This is a genomic window from Legionella sheltonii (assembly GCF_026191355.1).
Lineage (GTDB): Bacteria > Pseudomonadota > Gammaproteobacteria > Legionellales > Legionellaceae > Legionella > Legionella sheltonii.
In genome coordinates this window covers 92,731-109,664 of sequence record NZ_JAPHOQ010000006.1, presented here as the reverse complement: position 1 = coordinate 109,664, position 16,934 = coordinate 92,731, and the positions used below count along the sequence as shown (strand labels likewise).

The window sequence follows — 16,934 nt, the reverse complement described above, 5'->3', positions numbered from 1 at the left end:
GTATTCAGCAAAAGGCTCATTATAAAGCAAAGTGCCCTGAATTTCACCGTCAAGATTGCAAGGATTCTCAGTTGGACTCATGTTGCTCTCACAATTCTTTCATCAGGTTCACAGCAATTTGACCAATACTCCCAGCACCTTGCATCAAGATCACATCACCATCTTTAACTAACTGATTCAGCTGTGCCTTAAGCGATTGCTCATTCACAAGCGTTACTTTTTTATCTTTATTTCTAATTTTTTGTGCCAGAGTCTCACTGGTTATCCCAGGAATCTCAGCTTCTCCTGCAGAGTAGATATCAAATAAAAACAATTCATCAGCAAGGCTCAATACATCCACAAATTGCTCTTGTAATGATTGGGTTCTTGTATAACGATGTGGTTGAAATACATGCACGAGTCGCTTGTTGGGCCAAACATGTCGAAAAGCATCGATAGTTGATAGGATTTCTTGAGGATGGTGGCCATAATCGTCAACAACAAGAGCGGAACCATTTTCAAATCTTTTCTCGCCCAGCATTTGAAAACGACGGCCAACACCTTGGAATTTTGCCAAAGCGCGTACAATAGAAGCATCGTCAACCCCTAATTGTGTCGCAATCGCAATGGCAGCCAATGCATTTAATACATTGTGACGCCCTGGATACTGAAATCGAATTTTTAATGCCGTATAAGGTACAGGACGAACCACAGTAAACTCACTAAGCAGTTCATTTTGCGTCCAATCAATCGCACGGTAGTGAGCCTCTTCGGCAAACCCATAAGTCAATGTAGGCCGTTCAATAGCTGGAATGATCTTACGTACTTCAGGGTCATCAATACAGACCACTGCTAAACCATAAAATGGCAAATGATGCAGAAACTCAAGGAAAGTTGTTCTTAATTTTTCAAAATCATTCTCATAGTTGTCCATATGATCTGCATCAATATTTGTCACTATGGCCATCATAGGTTTTAAGAATAGGAATGATGCATCACTTTCATCCGCTTCAACAACAAAATATGGGGATTGGCCGAGTTGCGCATTGATCCCCAGACTATTTAATTTTCCACCAATCACGAAACTTGGATCTAAGCCACCTTCCGCCAAGAGACTACTTACAAGACTTGTTGTGGTCGTTTTACCGTGGGTACCAGCTACTGCAATACCATGGCGAAAGCGCATCAGTTCAGCAAGCATTGCAGCTCGTGGGATTACTGGGATCATTTGTTCACGAGCAGCTACAATTTCAGGATTATTCATGCCAACAGCCGAAGAGCGAACTACAACATCTGCTCCTTTTATATGTTCTGCTTTATGTCCCATATAAACGGGAATGCCTAAGGATTTTAACCTTTGTACCGTACTTCCTTCACCCAAATCAGAACCAGTAATACGATACCCTTGGTAGTGTAATACCTCGGCGATACCACACATACCAACCCCACCAATTCCAACAAAATGTATTTGTTCTACACAGCCCATCCTTGATGATATAAATTGTCCTGAATTACCCACAAATTCCCCCTTATGCTGACAGTGGCCTAATGGCCTGTCATAAAATAAACCTTACAGCGAGCGCCCGGATTAGCAAAGGTTGCTCACTGTAAGGTTTATTTCGAGACAGGTCCTAATCCCAAAGCTTGCCAACGATTTTCATGATCGATGCGCAATAATAACGCAATTACAACACAATTGATAACCATACTTGCTCCGCCATAACTCATTAATGGTAAAGTTAACCCTTTTGTAGGCAGTAGACCCGAGTTAACGCCCATATTAATAGCGGCTTGCAGCCCTAACCAAAAAGTTAAACCATAAGCAGTATACGAAGCAAATAATCTTTCTTGTACATGGGCATTGTATGCAATAGTCAAACCTCTAATGACTAATATGGTGTATAAAACCATAACCATTAAAATACCGATTAAGCCCAACTCTTCAGCTAAAACAGCAAATAAAAAGTCAGTATGCGCTTCGGGTAAATATAATAATTTCTGAATACTCTCTCCCAAACCCGCACCAAACCAGCCTCCCCGTCCAAATGCAATCAAAGACTGAGTCAGTTGATAACCGCTATTATACTGATCTGCCCAAGGATCTAAAAACGCGGTTAATCGAGCCACTCGATAAGGAGATGAAACCGCCAAAAAGGCGAGTGCGGCCATAACAACACACATTAAGCCTATATAATAGCGTAATTTTACACCAGCTAAAAATAGCATGGCCATCACTGTGCCCGAAATCACCACTGTAGCACCAAAATCAGGCTCAAGTAATAACAAAAAGGAAACAACCCCCAGAATCACCATAGGTTTAATAAAACCCAAGATGCTGTTACTGACCGCTTTTTGCTGACGTACTAAATATCCAGAGAGATAAAAAATCATAGTCAGTTTTGCCAGTTCGGATACTTGAATGCCTATCGGGCCCAATGCTAACCATCGACGGCTGCCATTGACTGATCGACCTATTCCTGGAATTAATACAACAAGCAACATCAACAGGCAAATTAACAGCATTGGCATACTGATACGCTCCCAAACGCTGCTGTCGGTCCTGATCACAATCAGGGCAATCATTAAACCAGCAAATAAATAACATGCTTGGCGAATTAAGAAATGGAATGGTTGATGAAAATATTTAGTGGAGATCATGACCGAACTCGAAGCAACCATCATCAACCCAATGATTAGCAAACCAATAACTACGCTAATTAGCCATTTATCATAAAGTGAAATAGGCCGACTGACAGGTTTTCCCCTTTGATTCACATGTCTAGGCCGCATCGCTTATAATCCATTCACTAAAGCAGCAAACGTTTCTCCGCGGTGATTAAAATCACGGAACATATCCAAACTAGCACACGCTGGAGACAACAAAACAACATCACCTGGTTTTGCCTTTGATTTAGCTACCTCTATAGCATTATCCAATGAAGAAGCACGTGCGATTGGAACTACATTAGCTAAAGCAGCCTCCATCTTATCTGCATCTTCACCAATTAAAATGATGGATCGTACATAATCAGCTATAGGTTGAGCCAATTCCCTAAAATCAGCACCCTTTCCTTGCCCACCTGCAATAAGTACAATTTTTCCTTGCATAGAACCTCCTATTCCATTAATCGCGGAGATGGTTGCACCAATATTTGTCCCTTTTGAATCATTAATCCAATCCACACCATCAAGAGTTCGTACCCATTGGCAACGGTGTGGTAAGCCCGCAAATGAGGTCAATACGCTCGTAATGTGTTGCTGCGAAATACCTGCCGCATCCGCCAAAGCAGAAGCCGCGAGCGCATTAAGCCAATTGTGAACTCCTTTGATCAATATAGAGTCAACAGCCAACATGCGGATATCACCTTTTGCCAAGTATATTTTATCTTCTTGAGTGATCAAACCCCAGTTGTTTTTTTCAGGGGCATCAACACCAAAAGAAATACGGTTAACTTCAGTAGCTGGAACAGTAGAAGGATCATCACGATTGAATAGCGCAACCTGTGCTTGACGGTACACACGTTGTTTGGCTTGGACATAAGCATCCATAGTATGATGGCGGTCTAAATGGTCAGGACTCACATTCAGAATAGTCGCAGCAATTGGCGCCAACGAATAAGTTAAGTCTAATTGAAAGCTAGATAATTCTAAAACCCATAAATCATACTGATGCTCATCATCAAGCATATCAAGAACAGGGGTTCCTATATTTCCGGCTACAGCAACCTTATATCCTGCAGCCTTCGCCATTTCGCCTACTAAAGTAGTCACTGTAGATTTTCCATTAGTTCCCGTAATTGCAATTACCGGAGCTTGAATCTCTCGAGCCAAACACTCAATATCACCATATACATCGACGCCCATCTGCATGGCTTTTTTTAAAAAAGGAGTATCTAACGGTAGGCCCGGACTTGCAATAATATCTGTCAACTGGGCAACGATTTCATCAGGAATATGTTGCGTATAAACAGGAACATCAGGAAACTCTTTCGTAAACTCAGCGACAGTTGGTACTTGGGCACGTGTATCAAAAGCAATAAATGGTTTCTTTTTTCTACGCAAATATCGTGCTACCGATACTCCTGTTTTACCCAAACCTGCAACTAAATACAAAGGAGGATTCATAAGTGTATCCTTTTATCGAAGTTTTAAAGTAGCTAACCCGCATAACACAAAAACAACCGTGATAATCCAGAATCTGACAATTATCTTAGGCTCAGACCATCCTTTTAATTCAAAATGATGATGTAAGGGTGCCATTCGGAATAAACGTTTACCATGGGTGTATTTAAAATAACCTACCTGTAAAATAACAGAAATCGTCTCAATAACAAATAAGCCGCCCATCATTAATAAAACCAATTCTTCTCGGATAACTACTGCAACAATACCCAAAGCAGCCCCTAAAGCTAAAGAGCCTACATCCCCCATAAATACCTGTGCGGGATAACTATTGTACCAAAGAAAGCCAAGGCCTGCGCCAACAATTGAGGAGCAAAAAATAGTTAATTCCCCTGTGTTAGGAACATAGGGTATTCCAAGGTAAGGTGCATAGACTGAGTTACTGGAAGCATATGCAAAAATACCCAAGGCACCAGCAACCATGACTATAGGCATAATCGCTAAACCATCTAGACCATCGGTCAAGTTCACTGCATTGGAACTTCCAACAATAACGAAATAACCCAGAATAGGAAAGAGGATACCTAAACCTATAGTTAAGGATTTAAAAAAAGGTACTGTCAACTGTGTATGGACAGGTAGATTAGCATGCATGTATAAATAAATTACCGCAATAAGCGCAATAAGTGACTGCCAAAAATATTTCCACCGGGCAGGTAATCCTTTACTGTTTTTTAATACTAATTTGCGGTAATCATCAACCCATCCGACTACTCCATTTGCGAGAGTCACTAAAAGAACAAGCCATAAGCTGGACTGTTGTAAATCCCCCCAAAGTAAACAGCTCACGGTTATAGCCAGGAGAATTAAGACCCCTCCCATGGTTGGAGTGCCTGCTTTTGATAAATGAGTTTGAGGGCCATCATCCCTTACCATCTGGCCAATTTGCAAACTACGTAACCAGCGAATCATCAAAGGACCACAGACTAATCCCACAATAAGGGCAGTCAATGAAGCTAAAATAGATCTAAAAGTTAGGTACTGAAAAACTCTTAACGCATGATACTGTCCTTGGAATAGCTGCGTTAGCCAGTAGAGCATAATTGTTCCTCTTGTTAACCCCAATTAAAGTTTGCTTACAATTCGACTGGCGCAAAGCCTGACGAGCGGTAGAATTATAAACAGGCCCCTATGGGTTTTGTGTTAAGTAACGCCCAACAGGATAATGGGCCAAAAAAGCGGCCAAGCATACCATAAACCTACATACCATTCAGCATCATATAAAAAAAATTCTTGGATTCTTTAGCCTAATTGCTTGTTGTCAAGTGAGTCAGACACACACGATCATTCAACCTAAATCAGTTGTTGCACAATCTTTTCCATTGCACTGGATCGGGACCCTTTTACCAAAACAACAGTATCTGGTGACAACTGCTCCACTAGGCTTTGTATTAATTGTTCTTGGGTAGTAAAATGCTCACCGCCAACGCCGAATGATTCAGCAGCTAATTTGCTGTGAGAGCCACAGCTGAGTAATTGATTAATACCCAACCGACGCGCTGCAAATCCGACTTCCTGATGATGCTGGGTGGCCCAAGTACCCAACTCACCCATATCGCCAAAAACGAAAATCTTTTTCCCTGGGCGTTCTGCCAAGACCTCTAAAGCAGCTAAGACAGAGCGTAAATTTGCATTATAAGTGTCATCGATTACAATGGATTGATTTTTCCCTTCAAGGACTGTCAAGCGTCCTTTTACACCACCAAATCGATTTAATCCCTGTTGAATTTCTTTTATGGAAATACCTACAGCATGGCAACACGCTGCAGCTGCTAGAGCATTACGAACATTATGCAGACCAGGAACTTGTAAATGAATATCTGCTTGTCCATTGGGTATGATCAAAGAAAAATGCCCACAACCTGAGGTATCCAGTTGCACATCTTGCGCATAAATATCAGCAGTGTGATCTAAAGAAAAACGGAGTACTTTTTTGTCATGCAATATTTCATCCCAAAAATGAGCATAAGCATCATCATCATTCACAACCGCTACACCAGCCAGAGACAAACCTTGATGTATTTCTCCTTTAGCACGAGCAACACCATCAATAGAACCAAAACCTTCTACATGTGCTGGGGCAATGTTATTAATTAATGTCACATCAGGATGAACAATGGCAACAGTATGTGCTATTTCACCTGGATGATTTGCACCTAATTCAAAAACTGCGTAATTGTGTTGGTTATTCAGTTGTAAAACGCTTAATGGTGCACCAATATGATTATTGAAGTTCCCTCGAGTAGCATGGGAGGGAGACGGTAAAATTGAAGCGATCATTTCTTTGGTTGTGGTTTTCCCATTGGATCCAGTCAACGCAATTACAGGGCAATGAATATCCTGTCGATGAGCCGCTGCTATTTTAGCCAAAGCTTGTATGGGATCCGGAACAACAAATTGTGGTATGCGCACGCCTTCTACAACATAATTAACTACCGCAGCTACTGCGCCACGCGTTTCTGCATCCTTTATGAAATCATGCCCGTCAAAGCGTTCACCCCTTATGGCAATAAATAAACTTCCTGGTTTTAGTTCACGGCTATCAGTACTAATACCAGTAAGTTCAGCATTGATCTGACAGGGTTGGGCAAGTAATGCGGCAACAGTATTTAGGTTCATAATATTAAGGCTTGGCTAAAAGTCTAGTGTACTAACACTTGAGCGTAGAGTTCAAGGGGGTAACCACAGTAAAAGTAGCCTGGATTGTTATTCTACATATATTACAGCCTGTGTGCGGGGCAGGAGAGCACGAAATTTTTTGTCATCATCCCGAGCATTGCGAGGAATCTCCCATCAAAACATAGTGCTTTATTGTGGCGATCCCTCGCGATGCTCATAGGGCGAGGAGTATTATGCTGCTCCATGATTGATTCATTTATACTGTAGCGGACTCAATATGAGATGGATTAATGTGCAACAGACGATGATAACGAGCAATCCTTTCTTCCGTTAATGGCTTACGCTGATCATCAAGTAAATGAGCATCTAAGCCTTCGCTTAATTGGCGTGCAGTTTCCAGCATAACTGCAAATCGTTCTATATCGATACCTGGATTTTTTGACGAGTGCATGTATAAACAAAGGCCACGCACACTAAAAGCACCAATATTTTGCAAATCAAAAACTCCCGTCGCAGTTGCAGCAGCTAAACTGCACAAAACGGGCCCCTGGCCGTTAGGAAATTGATGTCGATGAAATAAACTCCCTTCACCAAAACGTAACCCAGCCGCCAAAACAGTTTGTAATAACTCATATCCTGCAAATTGCCTGTTTTCTTTTGCAAGCAAAAACATCATTAAGGTCGTTGGAGTATCCATTTTTATTGAAGACTCTACCTCTACTTTTGGCGCGGATTTCGGCTTCATCTCAACCTTTAATTCAATGTGCTCTTCATCATCCAGAGGCATTAGACGTGGTTGAGAGGTTTTAGGCGTATTTGTTTTAATTAGTTGTACCTCATTATCCCCTGCAATATCATTATTGAGGTCCGTAGCATTGATTTTACGGACTGCGATAATGTCATCATTATAATTCTGTGTGTTATCTGAACTTTTTCCTGATGTTCCCAGACTAGGTTGATAACGTTCTGGATTTAAGCTCTGTCTTCGAGCTTTCATTAAGCGCCCAATTGCTACAATAACGCCAATTAACAACAGGACATTAAGAATTAAGCTCCAATTTGCCTGCATCATTTACTCCATAGCCAAAGCTTGTGTTACATCAACCGCAACCAAGCGAGACACTCCAGGTTCACGCATAGTTACCCCAATCAAATGATCTGCTAATTCCATTGTAACTTTATTATGTGTAATAAAGAGAAACTGTACGAATTGTGACATTTCTTTCACCAAAGCGCAAAAACGCCCCACATTTACATCATCTAAAGGTGCATCCACTTCATCTAGCATACAAAATGGCGAAGGGTTTAACTGAAAAATAGCAAAAACTAATGCTACTGCGGTCATTGCCTTCTCTCCCCCGGATAACAAATGAATGGTACTATTTCGTTTTCCCGGGGGTTGTGCCATTACTACAATACCAGCTTCCAACAGATTATCACAAGTCAATTCGAGCTGTGCTCTTCCACCACCGAACAAACGTGGGAAAAGTGCCTTAAATGAAGAATTGACTTCGTTAAAAGTATTTTCCAGGCGTGAACGGGTTTCTTTATCCATTTTTTCAATGGCCGTTTCTAGAGTGGCCAATGCTTGAGTTAAATCATCATACTGCTCATCCAAATATACTTTACGTTGCTGTTCCGTAGTAAATTCTTCAATTGCAGCCAGGTTAATAGCTCCCAAACGTTTAATTTTTTCAGAAAGAGCAATTAATTCATCTTCACGCATCGCTTGAGTGACACCTGTAGGTATTTGCTCAAGTAATGCTTGTGCCTGCAAGCCCGACTCATCAAGAGATTCTTGTACAGAGCTGGCGCGCACCGCCAAAGCCTGCTCTTCCATGCGGGTATTGCTTATTTGCTCCTGGATACGCTTTACCTCAAAATCACAGTTTAAAATATTTTTCTCGCACTGTTCAAGCGCTATCCTCAGCTGTGATAATTGTTCTCTACTTAAAGTGAGCTGCAATTCTATTTCACCCTGTTTTTGCAATTGTTGGGCCAGTTGCTCTTTGAGTTCCTCTCCGGGACCTTCTGTTTGCAAACAAAGCATTGCAATATGTTCCAAACGCTCTTGCAATGTATTTAAACGATCTTGTTCTCGCTCAATACGATCATTGAGTTGCTGTATTTTATTTTTTTCTCTATCGTATTCCAGTTCTGCATGATGCAGTAGTACTCGAGACTCTTCCAACTGCTTATTTTTTGATGCAAACGTTTGCACCCAGTTTTGCTTTTCTTGCAGGCAGCGTTCCTGTTGCTGCTCATACACTTGGCATTGCTCTTCTAAAAAATGTAATTTTTCTTTTATAGTACATTGTTCTGCTGCAGTTTCTTCCAAAGTAAGTTTCAATTCATCACATTCGAACGCTAAAGCAGTTGCCTGTTTTTCTGCCTGCACCATCGTTTGCTCGTTAGCACTCAATGCCACACTATTAGTTCTTAATGCTTCATTACTGGCATTGACATTCAACTGCTGTAATTCAATGTCTTTTAAACTTTTTTGTAACTGCTGATGTGTATCAGCACGCTCCGTCCTGATAACCTCAATTTTCTCTTGTAACTCCTGAACAACAACAGCGAGTTCAGTAATTTTTTGTTGTCGAGCCAACAAACCCAACTCATCCTGGGTCTCTGGAGTAACAAATTTCACCCATCCTTGGCCTAACCAAAAGCCATCGGGCGTGATAATCGATTCATGCACCGCCAATGCAGGCAACCAACTTAATGCTTCATCAAAATGTTCTGCAGCATAGATATGTTCCAATGGATGTGCATTTGCTGGAATGGTTCCTTTAATTTTATCAATAAGACGAGGATAAGAGCTGGGTTTAAGATTGATGTTTCGGAGGGTAACTATATTTTCGCCTTGTCGTTCGCAAATGGCGCGTTGCGGCCATAATTCTTCAAAAGATTCCAGAACATATGCATGTAATGCTTCATTGAGTACACGCTCACAAGCTGATTGCCATTTAGTTTCCACTTGTAGAATATCCATCAATCGAGGTTTTTCTGACCACTCTTTAATTACATTTTTGCTGCGTTGCATTCCTTGGCGCGCTGCCCGTTGTGCAGCCATTAATGCGGCATATTCGCTGTTTGCATGATGGAAATCATCCTGCAACACATGCAGTTGTTGCTCGATATTCTGCAATTTACCACGTAATTGTTCTGTGTTTTCCTGGCTTTGTTTGAGTTGCAACGCATCAAACTCATGATCAGCAATTAATTTAATGCGCTGTTCTTCTAAGTTATTTCGAGTCTGTTGTAAATCCGTTACTGAAATCGCTTCTTGCTCTAATTGAAGCTTTTCTAATCTTAAAAGTGTTTGTTGATATTTTTCTTCCAAATGGTGCGCGTTAACCTCAGCCACCTGGAACTCTCTTTTCAAATTGCTTGTTTGAGTTTGGACTTCCTGCCAATGCAGATCCCATTCGGCCTGTTGCTTTTGGGTATCTTGCCAATCCACTTCCAGTTCTTTAAATTGAGCCCTTAATTGTTCAAGTCGCTTTTCGAGATCGTGCGCATTTTGCTGACAATGAAGTAACGCCTCTTTATCGTTTTTGAGTTGTTCTTCAGCAATCTGCCAATCATCTTGCATTTGCTGTTGATCCTGCTCCAAACGTTTCTTTTCACGCGTTTGCTGCTGCGTGGTTTCTTCCAAACGAGCAATTTCAGTGCCTAATTGATAGAAACTGGCCTGAATTTGCTGCGTTTTTTCTTCTACATCATGAAGGGTTTCATTCAATTCGACTCGTTCTTTATTGGCCTTAACGAGTGCGCTTTGTTGCTGTTCATAACTCACAGCTAATTCTTGTATTTGACGTTGTTTCACCTCTTGCTGAACAATAAAATCCTGCCATTTAAGTGCTAAAATTTCTGCTCGACACAATTGTTCTTCGTCTTTAAGAATGAGATAACGTTCAGCCGCTTTGGCTTGCCGTTCCAAACGTTGTAATTGTTTGTCCAACTCCTCTCGAATGTCAGCAACCCGAGTCAAATTTTCGCGTGTGTGATCAATGCGTTGCAAGGTCTCACGCCGACGTTCTTTGTATTTGGAAACACCTGCTGCCTCCTCAAGATATACCCTTAAGTCTTCCGGCCTGGCCTCAATAAGCTGCGAAATAGTACCCTGACCAATAATTGAATAACCACGAGCTCCAGCACCTGTTCCAAGAAAAATATCAGTAATGTCTTTACGTCGACAACGACTGCCATTTAAATAATAAGAAGAATCACCATCTCGAGTCACTACTCGTTTTACTGCGATTTCACCATAGCTCGCAAAAGGACCCGTGAGACGCCCAAGGCTGTTATCAAATACGAGTTCAACAGAAGCCTGGCCTACCGATTTACGATTAGAAGAGCCATTAAAAATGACATCGGTCATGGATTCACCACGCAAATTTCTTGCAGAGCTTTCCCCCATGACCCAACGTACCGCATCGATGATGTTCGATTTACCACAACCATTAGGTCCAACAACCGCAACCAACTGGCTAGGAAAATGAACGACGGTCGGATCAACAAACGATTTAAAACCGGCTAATTTTAATTGCTTCAAATGCATAGTATGGCAATTTTAAACAAAATAAGCAGGCATTATAACTGAGTATGTACAGGCTATCCACAGAACCGCTGATTAACAGAATGCTTGCGTAGAAATAAGGTGGAGTTGAGGATTAATTTGACAAACAAATGAACAACGATATAATTCCCCCATTTAATAGAAAATGGATGGATAATGAAGCACTTATTCAATAAATCACTCAGCATAGTAACACTTAGTATCGCGTTTCTTTTTCCAAATCCTATTTTTTCAACACCACCGAACCTGACTTTAGTAAAAAACGAACTTAAAAATTATCATGACTCAGGACTTTATCAAAAAGAGTTAACCCAAGTTATTCAAAAAGCACAAAAATATATTGATCAACAAGCTGAAATAAATCAAAAACAAAAACCACATAAAAAACTAGCGCTTGTTTTAGACATCGATGAAACCAGCCTGTCTAATTATAACTCCATGATTGAACGTGATTTTGGTGGAAATCGTAAACTATTTCACCAAGATATAATGGCTGCCAATGCTCCAGTAATTAAGCCTATGCTTCACTTATATCGTGATGCACGCAATCATGGCATCAAAGTGTTTTTTGTGACTGGAAGAAATGAATCGGAACGCCAAGCGACAGAGCTTAATTTGCATAAAGCAGGATATGATGGATGGTCTGGTCTCTACTTGCGCCCTATGAATTACTCCTCTAAATCCATTATTCCATTTAAATCGCATGCACGAAAAATAATCACCAAAAAAGGCTATACCATTGTCGCATCGATAGGCGATCAATACAGTGACCTTAAAGGTGGGTATGCCCAAAAAGTGTTTAAATTGCCCAATCCTTTTTATTATCTGCCCTAGGCTTTTTTAGGATCATCAGGAGCAGTTTCACTAACCGTTCAGGGGGATGAACTCTTACCGATTTGATGGGTATCCTGATGGACTAGATCGTTTAAAACAATGGACATCAACAATTCAATTTGTTGTTCATACATTTTGCGATCATATCCTCCTTCTAATCCCCAATAAATTTTTTCAATATGGTCTTTATTTTCTCGATACAGCTTAAAAATACTCTCATAAAAATAGGTTAAATCGGTGGTATTAAAGCGAGTTTTCCGTGCCTCAGTAGCCCCCATTAAATACCCATCAACATATTTCCCACAATAAGCGGTTTCTTCTTCATGGGAATCCCAACCCGTGGGTAAAAATAGAGCCACTTTCTGATGATTTATTTTGGCTTGTTCGATTTGCTCTTCCATTTTCTCGATTGCAAACACCAAAGCAGGATGTACTAAACCCGGTTTACGCATTGTACGACTTAAATTGACAACAAAATATTCTAAGTTTCCTTGTTGCCAAGATTGAATGTTCTGTCCTGCATCTTTTCCACTCTTTTTAAATCGTTCAGTAATAAAATCTTCATCTTGGTGGGGATAAACTCTTGAATCAAAAACATCAATATGACATATATCCATATCTGAAGCAGAATTCATTAAAATATCACATAAACCATTGTCTCGATTTACATCAGTCCCAACAATAATATGTTTGAGCGGTTTAGTGTTTCGTTGCATGTGCTTCAGTAATACTGCTGATTTATTTAAAATACAAAAACCGCTGCCTTCATCTGCGAATGCATGATGAGTAGGTAATCCAAAAGAAAAATGCACTTTTTTAGAATGGAATAAAGTCATCGAAATATCTTTGATTAGCACTTCAAATGTACCTGGAGTAATAAGAATATCTGAGTTTAATTGCTTCCATCCTTTGGGTTGTGCTCGAATGCAATCACGAATAATTTGCTGCAAATATTTTGATGTATGTACCGCCAATAACGCTTGGAGAATCTGGTCTTTTTCAGGAAATTCAGCAAAAAGTGCTAAAGCAACGTCCTCATCTCCTTTTTTCATGGCAACAAATAATTGATTCCAGTGCTCAGGTAACGCCACACGATCAGTTGTAACAACAGGTAAGGAAGGATCTTTAGATTGAGTTGTCGTAATCACCTGAGTCATGTGCTTTAGACGCTCGAATTGGTCTTCATCAGCACCAGCCGGCATTCCATGCATTTGCTGTATGTCTTTGACTGAGGGAATTTGAATCAAACATTCTTGATTTTTTTCCTTGTGCGACTCGAGAGATGTCTTCTCTTTAAAGAAATATTTGTGCCTCATCTTCATTTCATCCTTGAAAGTAAAAGAGGAAAGGAGTTTTTTTGAAATCAAAAACTCCTGCCATTCTCTATTAGAGTATAAGGTATGGACACCTGATGCAATGAAGGCGGGATTAAATTAATTAATATACCACACCACTATAGGACGGTGGGGCATTGTAGTGTTCCAACTCTTCTTTAATATCCTTTAGTTCCAGGGCGAGGCCCTTACGTGTTCCCGATTCAATTGCTTTCGGTCCGGCAAAAAAGGTTAATCCAATACCCGTAACAGCCGCTAAAGAAGAGGCACCCCCGAAAACAAACTCTGTTTCAAGCAAACCAAGTCCCAATGCAATACCCCACGCACTGAGTAGGGAACTCGAACCAAAAGTAGTAAAAAAACCAGCAACACTGGCACAAATCAGCAAGCATCCAGCCGCAATGAGAAGGCCGCCTAAAACTTTTTTACCAACAGCGTTGCTTCCTGATGCGTATTCAGCAATATCTCCTAAACATTTCGCAGCGTGCTGATCCGCAGGATTAACGAAAGCCGAGTTTAAAAGAGACAGCATTCGTCCATAAAAGTGATAGTCAATTTTTTCTTTTCTTCGCTTTTTGATTTTAACTTCGGCGTCGATTAAATTGACTGTATTGAGGATGTGCTTTTGCAGTGGTGTCTGCTGAGTGATTCTATTTTGTGTAATAAGAATCAATCCATTTTTAAAAATTTGCTCTTCTAGACTGGGTAAATCCTGTTCTTTGATTGCAAATAAACCTGGCATATTTTGTTTATTGCTTTCAAACCAAGCTTGCGCGCTATACCCCGTTTGCATGTGGTCGGGTAAATCGCCCTGCTGAACCATATGGGTACTTTCAACAAGATGTCCTAAAAGCTTTTCAAACTCAGGATCTTTCTTTTCTTGTTTTACCCTGGAATACATATCCCATAAGAAACCACACAAGCGCAGATAATTAGTCCTATGGAGTGAGTTCGTGTAAGCAGGATCGTATCGTTCAACATAGGAAGTCAATGTATTCAGACCATATCGAGCAGCAAACAAGCTAATCCGTACTTGTGGCGCAAGATCGGTTAGATGAGTATCTTCGTAATCAGTGAATGCTTCCCAAATTTTATTTATCAAAGACTGCACGGACTCAAGAGGTCTTTCGTGCAACGTCTGTAAAAATAGCTGGGCAGCTGGAATATGCTTTTGTAACCACTCTTGGCGAGAAAGCAATTGAGCCATACTCGCCTGAGCTTTATTAATTGCTTCTTCATAAGGTTTCATGCGTTTTTTGAGCGCTTCCCGTTGCTCTTGCAAACGATTTGACCTTCGTTCCGACGGAAAAGTTTCTACGGTATAGTTTCCATAATGACGAGGTCTTGAATCCATCATATCTTGGAAAGAAGCCATATTCACATCAAGCTGATAGCCTAGTGAATTTTGAGAAACCAACTCATTTTGCACTGATCTGAGGCGTTGCCTCTGGTCCTCAATGAATTGCAAATACTCTGTTATTTGCAGCTCAATTGCAGCTAATTCTGCTTGCCAAGATAGGAGATTCGTTCGATTATAAACAACAGGATTAACTGAGGGCATAATGATCCTTATCAGTAGATTACCTTAGAAATGTTCTCGATTATACATGGTGAAAACTATTGGTTCAATTATTGTATTTTATACTCAGAAATAAATATAAGTACCTGAATTAAAATATAAATTAGAGTCACCTCATTTTGCCCAAATCTAGCAAATTATCAAAGCCCCTCAAATACACATCAATACATAGATATGGCGCAGCACCTAAGCAAAGGGATACAATGGCCGCAGTTTCTAAAATTCTTTAAGGACAGGAGCCAATGACTACCAAGACAGCTTTTGAATCCTATTTTTTTCCAATTATTTTAATTGCAGCCATTCTGCTAGGCGGCCTAACGGGCTCCTTTTGGGGATCAATAACCCCATACTTAAAACCTTTTGGTGAGATTTTTCTCAACCTGATTTTTACCGCAATTGTGCCTTTGATTTTTTTTAGTATTACCTCGGCAATTGCACGGGTTGGTTCTATGGGTAAACTGGGTAAAATCGCTTTTTATATGACCCTTGTTTTTCTATTTACTGGTATAGTCGCAGCAGTGTACTCACTCTTGGTTGTCAGCCTTTTCCCTCCAGCCCAGGGTGTTATTTTACCGCTTAATGCCCCTGAAAAAACTTCAGCTATGAATGTTTTTAATCAAATTGCCGATATCTTTACGGTCCCTGAATTTAGCAAACTGCTGTCGCATCAACATATTCTGGCACTCATTCTCTTTTCAATTCTAGTTGGAGTATCCACATCAAAAGCCAATGAAAAAGGAAAAATATTCATTGATTTTTTACAGGCCGGAGAAGAAATTTTCATGCGTGTTTTTTCTTTGATTATGTATTATGCACCCATTGGTTTTTTTGCCTACTTCGCTGTTTTAGTTCATGATCTAGGCCCTCAATTAATGGCTAACTACCTGCGAGTCGGGGTTCTTTATTATACTTTTGGCGTCATTTATTTTATTCTAGTCTACACGCTGTTCGCCTATCTGGCTGGAAAAACCGAAGGGATAAAACGATTTTGGAGCAGCATTTTTCTCCCTGTAGTTACCTCACTTGCCACATGCAGCAGTGCTGCGACTATTCCTGCCAATTTAATGGCAGCAAAAAAAATGCAAGTCGCTCCTGAAATTTATGAAACAGTAATTCCTTTAGGTACTATTATTCATAAAGATGGTTCGGTAATAGGTGGCATGTTCAAGATTGCTTTTTTATTTGGAATCTTCCACTTAAATTTTTCCAGTCCCAGTGTACTGCTTACTGCTTTAGGAATTTCTATACTTGTTGGTACCGTAATGGGGGCCATTCCAAGTGGAGGAATGCTGGGTGAATTACTCATACTCAGCGCCTATGGATTTCCTCCTTCAGTCCTGATAATCATAGCCGCAATTAGTATTATCATTGATCCACTGGCGACTATGCTTAATGTGACATGCAACAGTGTAAGCAGTATGATGGTTGCCCGTCTTGTGGAAGGAAAAAAATGGTTAACACCCGCGTAATCTGTTGCTTAAGAGCAGCAATACGCTTTTATTGAAAAGGTAAATTATGAATAAACCTTATAAAAAATTATGGCGTTCCCGTAGAGATCGAAAAATCGCGGGAATATGTGGTGGTTTAGGCGTTTATTTTAGCGTAGATCCTGTATGGATAAGAATCATTTTTGTTGTTTTTTTTCTCCTTGGAGGCGCAGCATTTATTGCATACATCCTGTTATGGCTGCTTATCCCTTTGGAGCCTGAAGACTGGCAAGATGCCTAAATGCATGGCATGCTCCGATTAAGGCAGAAAGAGGTTGTGAGGATGCTATGTTTTCTGATTGGAACATTGTAAATTAGCTGACATACCCTAACAC

At 40.5% G+C, this 16,934-nt stretch carries 12 protein-coding genes; 3 read left to right on the top strand and 9 right to left on the bottom strand.

Annotation, left to right across the window (positions count from 1 at the left end):
- Window positions 1-88: 88 nt before the first annotated feature.
- From murC to smc, 7 genes are all read right to left on the bottom strand, one after another.
- Entirely contained in the window at window positions 89-1,498 is a 1,410-nt protein-coding gene (murC, locus tag OQJ26_RS08060; RefSeq protein ID WP_265703358.1) for a UDP-N-acetylmuramate--L-alanine ligase, read from the bottom strand.
- 95 nt (window positions 1,499-1,593) lie between these two features.
- The gene (gene ftsW, locus OQJ26_RS08055; RefSeq protein WP_265703357.1) at window positions 1,594-2,769 is read right to left on the bottom strand and encodes a putative lipid II flippase FtsW; all 1,176 of its coding nucleotides are present in this window, start codon (window positions 2,767-2,769) and stop codon (window positions 1,594-1,596) included.
- A gap of 3 nt (window positions 2,770-2,772) precedes the next feature.
- Window positions 2,773-4,104, bottom strand: a complete 1,332-nt coding sequence (gene murD / locus OQJ26_RS08050) for a UDP-N-acetylmuramoyl-L-alanine--D-glutamate ligase (protein ID WP_265703356.1) — start codon at window positions 4,102-4,104, stop codon at window positions 2,773-2,775.
- 12 nt (window positions 4,105-4,116) lie between these two features.
- Window positions 4,117-5,202 carry a phospho-N-acetylmuramoyl-pentapeptide-transferase gene (mraY, locus tag OQJ26_RS08045; RefSeq protein WP_265703355.1) on the bottom strand — a complete coding sequence of 362 codons (1,086 nt, stop codon included), beginning with the start codon at window positions 5,200-5,202 and terminating at the stop codon, window positions 4,117-4,119.
- Window positions 5,203-5,454: 252 nt separating this feature from the next.
- Window positions 5,455-6,780, bottom strand: a complete 1,326-nt coding sequence (locus OQJ26_RS08040) for a UDP-N-acetylmuramoyl-tripeptide--D-alanyl-D-alanine ligase (RefSeq protein WP_265703354.1) — start codon at window positions 6,778-6,780, stop codon at window positions 5,455-5,457.
- Between the two features lie 256 nt (window positions 6,781-7,036).
- Complete coding sequence (locus OQJ26_RS08035) at window positions 7,037-7,849, bottom strand: cell division protein ZipA C-terminal FtsZ-binding domain-containing protein (protein WP_265703472.1); 813 nt, start codon at window positions 7,847-7,849, stop codon at window positions 7,037-7,039.
- Window positions 7,850-7,852: 3 nt separating this feature from the next.
- Entirely contained in the window at window positions 7,853-11,347 is a 3,495-nt protein-coding gene (smc, locus tag OQJ26_RS08030; RefSeq protein WP_265703353.1) for a chromosome segregation protein SMC, read from the bottom strand.
- A gap of 174 nt (window positions 11,348-11,521) precedes the next feature.
- On the opposite strand from smc, the gene OQJ26_RS08025 reads away from it, so the two are divergent.
- Complete coding sequence (locus OQJ26_RS08025; protein ID WP_265703352.1) at window positions 11,522-12,199, top strand: HAD family acid phosphatase; 678 nt, start codon at window positions 11,522-11,524, stop codon at window positions 12,197-12,199.
- Window positions 12,200-12,237: 38 nt separating this feature from the next.
- Here OQJ26_RS08025 and OQJ26_RS08020 read toward each other — a convergent pair whose 3' ends face one another.
- Window positions 12,238-13,515, bottom strand: a complete 1,278-nt coding sequence (locus tag OQJ26_RS08020; RefSeq protein WP_265703351.1) for an acetylpolyamine aminohydrolase — start codon at window positions 13,513-13,515, stop codon at window positions 12,238-12,240.
- Between the two features lie 121 nt (window positions 13,516-13,636).
- Window positions 13,637-15,094: a hypothetical protein gene (locus tag OQJ26_RS08015; protein ID WP_265703350.1), complete on the bottom strand. Its 1,458-nt coding sequence runs from the start codon at window positions 15,092-15,094 to the stop codon at window positions 13,637-13,639.
- Between the two features lie 260 nt (window positions 15,095-15,354).
- Here OQJ26_RS08015 and OQJ26_RS08010 point away from each other — a divergent pair, with 260 nt between their 5' ends.
- Together OQJ26_RS08010 and OQJ26_RS08005 are read left to right on the top strand one after the other, a co-directional pair.
- Entirely contained in the window at window positions 15,355-16,581 is a 1,227-nt protein-coding gene (locus OQJ26_RS08010) for a dicarboxylate/amino acid:cation symporter (protein WP_265703349.1), read from the top strand.
- A gap of 46 nt (window positions 16,582-16,627) precedes the next feature.
- Entirely contained in the window at window positions 16,628-16,840 is a 213-nt protein-coding gene (locus OQJ26_RS08005; protein WP_265703348.1) for a PspC domain-containing protein, read from the top strand.
- Window positions 16,841-16,934: the final 94 nt, after the last annotated feature.

Coding starts and splice junctions, on each gene's coding strand:
- OQJ26_RS08005 (WP_265703348.1), top strand. CDS start 16,628: ATGAATAAACCTTATAAAAAATTATGGCGTTCCCGTAGAGATCGAAAA.
- OQJ26_RS08010 (WP_265703349.1), top strand. CDS start 15,355: ATGACTACCAAGACAGCTTTTGAATCCTATTTTTTTCCAATTATTTTA.
- OQJ26_RS08035 (WP_265703472.1), bottom strand. CDS start 7,849: ATGCAGGCAAATTGGAGCTTAATTCTTAATGTCCTGTTGTTAATTGGC.
- murD (WP_265703356.1), bottom strand. CDS start 4,104: ATGAATCCTCCTTTGTATTTAGTTGCAGGTTTGGGTAAAACAGGAGTA.
- OQJ26_RS08015 (WP_265703350.1), bottom strand. CDS start 15,094: ATGCCCTCAGTTAATCCTGTTGTTTATAATCGAACGAATCTCCTATCT.
- smc (WP_265703353.1), bottom strand. CDS start 11,347: ATGCATTTGAAGCAATTAAAATTAGCCGGTTTTAAATCGTTTGTTGAT.
- OQJ26_RS08040 (WP_265703354.1), bottom strand. CDS start 6,780: ATGAACCTAAATACTGTTGCCGCATTACTTGCCCAACCCTGTCAGATC.
- OQJ26_RS08025 (WP_265703352.1), top strand. CDS start 11,522: ATGAAGCACTTATTCAATAAATCACTCAGCATAGTAACACTTAGTATC.
- ftsW (WP_265703357.1), bottom strand. CDS start 2,769: ATGCGGCCTAGACATGTGAATCAAAGGGGAAAACCTGTCAGTCGGCCT.
- OQJ26_RS08020 (WP_265703351.1), bottom strand. CDS start 13,515: ATGAGGCACAAATATTTCTTTAAAGAGAAGACATCTCTCGAGTCGCAC.
- mraY (WP_265703355.1), bottom strand. CDS start 5,202: ATGCTCTACTGGCTAACGCAGCTATTCCAAGGACAGTATCATGCGTTA.